The sequence below is a fragment of the Heyndrickxia coagulans DSM 1 = ATCC 7050 genome (assembly GCF_000290615.1).
In the GTDB taxonomy this organism is placed as follows: domain Bacteria; phylum Bacillota; class Bacilli; order Bacillales; family Bacillaceae_C; genus Weizmannia; species Weizmannia coagulans.
The window spans coordinates 1-3,791 of record NZ_ALAS01000135.1 but is presented as its reverse complement, the minus strand read 5'-3'; the positions used below and the strand labels follow the sequence as shown (position 1 = coordinate 3,791).

Annotated in this window: 6 protein-coding genes; 1 reads left to right on the top strand and 5 read right to left on the bottom strand. The window is 40.0% G+C overall.

Annotated elements, in window-relative coordinates:
• A partial coding sequence (locus tag IC21_RS07300) for a hypothetical protein (protein WP_155116795.1) occupies nucleotides 1-614 on the bottom strand: 614 nt, incomplete at its 3' end.
• A gap of 469 nt (nucleotides 615-1,083) precedes the next feature.
• On the opposite strand from IC21_RS07300, the gene IC21_RS17285 reads away from it, so the two are divergent.
• A complete protein-coding gene (locus tag IC21_RS17285) occupies nucleotides 1,084-1,368 on the top strand; it encodes an SDR family oxidoreductase (protein ID WP_034768242.1) in 285 nt (94 codons plus the stop codon).
• A 272-nt stretch (nucleotides 1,369-1,640) separates the two neighbouring features.
• Here the strand turns inward: IC21_RS17285 and IC21_RS07290 are convergent, their stop codons facing one another.
• The 4 genes from IC21_RS07290 to IC21_RS17280 form a co-directional block, all read right to left on the bottom strand.
• A complete protein-coding gene (locus IC21_RS07290) occupies nucleotides 1,641-2,114 on the bottom strand; it encodes a 2-thiouracil desulfurase family protein (RefSeq protein WP_026684082.1) in 474 nt (157 codons plus the stop codon).
• A 372-nt stretch (nucleotides 2,115-2,486) separates the two neighbouring features.
• Nucleotides 2,487-3,050 carry an FAD-dependent oxidoreductase gene (locus IC21_RS07285; protein WP_013860455.1) on the bottom strand — a complete coding sequence of 188 codons (564 nt, stop codon included), beginning with the start codon at nucleotides 3,048-3,050 and terminating at the stop codon, nucleotides 2,487-2,489.
• A 103-nt stretch (nucleotides 3,051-3,153) separates the two neighbouring features.
• Nucleotides 3,154-3,600: a GNAT family N-acetyltransferase gene (locus IC21_RS07280; protein ID WP_029143120.1), complete on the bottom strand. Its 447-nt coding sequence runs from the start codon at nucleotides 3,598-3,600 to the stop codon at nucleotides 3,154-3,156.
• Nucleotides 3,575-3,791: hypothetical protein (locus IC21_RS17280; protein WP_235801110.1), on the bottom strand; the 217-nt coding region annotated here is incomplete at its 5' end. The genes IC21_RS07280 and IC21_RS17280, both read right to left, overlap by 26 nt.

Here is a 3,791-nt window from a genome sequence, read left to right as displayed (position 1 = left end):
TTGAAATTTTTACACAACACTATTTTATATTTTGATAATCGGAATTTGGCTTGTATCTGACCAAATTTGATTCGTTCAGCAAGCCCTAAGTAATACTCTGTTTTCAAGAGATGTTTTCTTTTTAACTGTAACTGTCTTCTTTTTTCCTGTTTTTTTCTTTTTCCGTCCATTGCCATCCATTGAACCATTGTCACTTTGTAGTATTTATAAACACTTCTTACTTGAAATTGGCCTTTTTTTCCTTTTGGAATCTTTGTTTTTGTTGTAGTAGTAAGTGAATATTTTTTAGAAAAATCGCTAGATAATCCAGCCTCTATTTGTTTAACTGGGATACCTGCAGAAGCTGTCACACTAATTGACGAAGATTCTTTATATACTTGTACTAAGGTTGTTGGTCCATGTACAGCCGCCCCTACATCTCTCCAGCCTCCAAAACTCTTTTTAATATATTTTGGATCCCCGCTTTGTATCCAATAAGTATAAGTTGGTTCATTGCCAGATAGTTGAGGTGTAGCCCCTCTATTACTAGTTGGTGTTGCAGCAAGGCTGCTGGATGGAAATGCAAGTACAATTAGCAAGACAGCTGTTAATAAACCCAAAATTCCTCGTTTCATGTTATCACTCTTAAAGATTTTTTCATTGAGAGCCCTTGCCAAAATGCTATATCCCCTGAAACTGTAAGCAGTCAGACAATTAAAGGTCGTTGATTTATTCCACTAAAGAAAGAAGACGTTTGTAGGAACATTATGACAAATGCAAAAAGAAATTGTGAGTTTTTGATTTTAATAGGATAAATTTGCTTATTATAAGTGCCAGAATTTTATCACTTTTTGAGGCTTTGGGCGAGTTTCAATAGATTAGGCTACTCATTCCTGTGGAAAATATTGTAAAACGGAAAAGGATGATTTTTTTTGAAAAAAAAAGAGCCGTGAAAGCCACTCCTTTGCTAAGATATAAGTACGACCAAATATCCAGGGAGTGATTTCATGGCTATTTCTATTCTAACACAAACCAGAGACTTTTCAATACAACAAAATTTGACTTACCACAAACCCATCAATCCTTCACATGGAAAGAGACTGCTTGAAATCACCATTTGCGGGCTTTCCAATGTTCAATAAGTCTTTTTTATTTGTTTTGTTAATTGAACTTTCATATTATCCTATGACAAACCGGTTGCTGAATTTGATGAAGATTATTGAACAGTTCGGTTTTACGGAAGGAGAATATGCCCCGCTATTGAGCTTACTTGGTCGATTCGGTCAAGCTCGGGAAATCGCCGAAGCAAATCTTTGGCTCGCTTCCGACGCATCATCCTATGTAACAGGAACAACGATTCATTTGGATGCAGGTTATACTTCAAGATAAATTTTTGTCAGATTCTCCATGGTGAGTAAACCGGAATAAACCTTTCCAAGGGGATTTTTCTAACCTCATTGGAAAGGATTTTTCTTTTTTTGTGCAGAACGAATAAATTTCCGGGAGAAATTCCAAATTAACAAAGTTTGGAATTTTTTACATAAAATAAAGCTACTTATCCCTCCAATACATAAGGGGGTGTCTGCCTAAAATCGTAAAATCTAATGTTGAGCAATTTACTATTCTCTTCTTTTAGTTCTTTAAAGGTGCCTTTTTTGATATTAAAGCATTTCTTCCAACTCTTCCAACTCTGTAAGCTCTACATCTGAAATAACTTTGATTCCGTTTCTTTTTAATAAAGCAGAAGTCACTCCATTGCCGGGTACCTTTTTGCCGCTAAATTCACCGTTATAAATCATTGAACTTCCGCATGAAGGACTATTTTCTTTCAACACAACAGTTGTGATCTTCATCTTTTGTACCAGTTTTAATGTCTCATATGCGCCTTTTATATACATATCGGTTACATCTTTTCCTAACCGATCTACCACTTTTGCCCGGCCATCCAATACATCGAAGCCATCTCCTTGAATGATTTCGGCAGGGATCCTTGGTATTGGAAGACCTCCTAATAGTTCCGGACAAGCTGTGATAGCGCGGTTCTCATCTACTAACCTCTTGATTATGTCACGAAGGCAATGTTTCCCGTCATAACGAACTTCTAGTCCTGCTAAACATGAACTAACTAAAATCATTGATATTCAACCCCATTTTACTATGTTAATATTAAAAAAATCGGTTAGTTTCTCAAACCACTTTTGAATGGTCCGATCCAACTAAAAAGCAAAATGACACCAAAGACAAGTTCTCCCAAAAAACGTATCTAACAATCCTCCCATGGATGGGAAAGACGGCTTTCCGCAAAAAAGGTTTGATGATTGCCTGAATCTCGCGTGTACCGGCTGCATCCCCAGTGCCCGGCTTTGCAGTGGGTGGTTTGATTTTGGAAAAACATTAAGCATGTCAGAAGGCTTTATCTGCGGCGAATTCTTTTCAGTTCTAGCCCGCATTGAAAAATAAAGAAAACGAAAACCGGGCGGAGTTTTGCCCGGTTCGTTTGCAACGGCTTATTTTCCTAAAACATCGTGGTCGACCCAGCGTTTGCCGTCGATTTCACTGATGAGATTGACAGCAACTTTAGCGCCGTCGCCTGCTGTGATAATCGTGTGCATGGAAACGCCGGCAACTGTGCCGCATGCCCACACATTCGGGACATTCGTCTTTCCTTGCGCATCCACTGCGAAAACGGTTTTTACGCGTGGTTCTGTTGCGGGTTTGGTTTTGACGCCAAGGGCTTCCCCGAGGCTTGCAATCATGCCGGTTGCAAGAATAACGTATTTGCTTTCGTACGACCCTTGTTCTGTTTTAATGGTAAAACCATTTTCCGTTTTTTCAATCGATTCAACTTTTTTGTCGACCAGTTTGGCACCGAATTGCGCTGCCTGTTTTTTACCGGTTTCGACCAGGTCTGGTCCGGTTATTTCTGTTACACCGTAGTGATTTTTCAGCAAAGCCCGCTTGGTAGCGCTCGTGCCGCCATCAAAAAGCACCGTGCTTTTCCCGGCTTTGGCCGTAAAAATGGCGGCACTTGCCCCGGCCGGACCAGCTCCAATAATGGCAATTTCATACATCGTACATTCCTCCCTTACCATTTTAAGTATAGACCGGCAGATGGGGAAGTTCAAAATATACACTTTGGAACCGGATTACCGGTTTTTCTCATTCTCTTTTTTATCATAAATGCAGTTCCATCCATTCATCCACTTCCTGGAAACCGAATTTTTCATACAACGGCTTGCCCATTTCAGAAGCGCCAAGCCAGATGTTGGAGATGCCGGCCTTTTTCACCTCATCAACCAGTTTTCCCATCAATTCTTTCGCGATCCCCTGGCCGCGGTATTCTTCTTTTGTATACACATTTGTAATGTAGGCTTTCTTCCCGCTTTTATTCACATAGCTCGGCGGGAATTCGTAAAAAATGACGGCCCCGCAAGCAACGATTTCTCCTTCGTCTTCCGCAAGCCATTGGACCATGGAGCCTTCTTTTAATTTCTTTTGAAAAAACTTTTCCAAATCGGCATCAATGTCCATCTTTGGTTCGATGCCCTGGGCAACCTGCTGCTGCTTTCTAAGCTCTATTAAATGATGAAGATCATCAAGATGGGCTTTCCGGAATTCCATAGCTGCGCCTCCTCGTATTTGATAATAAATTCATACCCCGTTTTAAGGAAGAAAAGCGCACCATTTGGTTTCTTTCCGTTGCAATTTTCGGAGCCGCATCGAAATATAATGGACCCATAAAACTAGACACAAAATGAGGAGCTGTTAAAGTAGGTTTATGAGAAAAAGTTATACGCCTGAATTTAAAACTC